The following is a 615-nucleotide window of genomic DNA, read 5'->3' as shown; positions in this document are numbered from 1 at the left end:
CAAGGTAGCCCTAGGGGAACCTGGGGCTGGATCACCTCCTTACCTATGCGATTTACGGTTACTGTTGGCAGAAAAAAGCTCCATGCCTTTTCTGCACATCGCACCTCCGTGTGCGTGAGTGTTCACATAGATTGTCTGATAGAAGATAAACAAACGTTTGATATTTAGACGACGTTAATTGGCTTCAAAGCAAGGCGCTTGAGGCGTGATTGAGGAAGTGTAGTCCACTACATGACCGAATGAGCGGCGATAAGCAACGACGTGTTGAAGTGAAGAAACGAGTATAAATGGGTCTGTAGCTCAGCTGGTTAGAGCGCACCCCTGATAAGGGTGAGGTCGGTGGTTCAAGTCCACTCTGACCCACCAATTCTTCGTTTACTCATCGTCAAATTACTGCTCGTTTAGCCTGCTAAACGTCGACGTAATTTGGCCTGATTAGATTCGAATTGGTCATCAATCTGATAAAAGATTGAATCAATAGTTTGTTTGACTGCTGCAATGGGGCTATAGCTCAGCTGGGAGAGCGCCTGCCTTGCACGCAGGAGGTCTGCGGTTCGATCCCGCATAGCTCCACCATTTCTCTGAATTGAAATGGACACCATTGCAGATATGGAT

2 tRNA genes are annotated in these 615 nt (G+C 47.3%); both read left to right on the top strand.

What is annotated here, in order from left to right:
* The first annotated feature begins 289 nt into the window (after positions 1 to 289).
* Positions 290 to 366, top strand: a tRNA-Ile gene (locus KU855_RS18775).
* Between the two features lie 134 nt (positions 367 to 500).
* Positions 501 to 576: transfer RNA gene (locus KU855_RS18770), tRNA-Ala, on the top strand.
* Positions 577 to 615 lie beyond the last annotated feature (39 nt).

Source organism: Shewanella sp. NIFS-20-20 (genome assembly GCF_019209865.1).
GTDB lineage: Bacteria > Pseudomonadota > Gammaproteobacteria > Enterobacterales > Shewanellaceae > Shewanella.
This window is presented reverse-complemented; position numbering and strand designations above follow the sequence as displayed.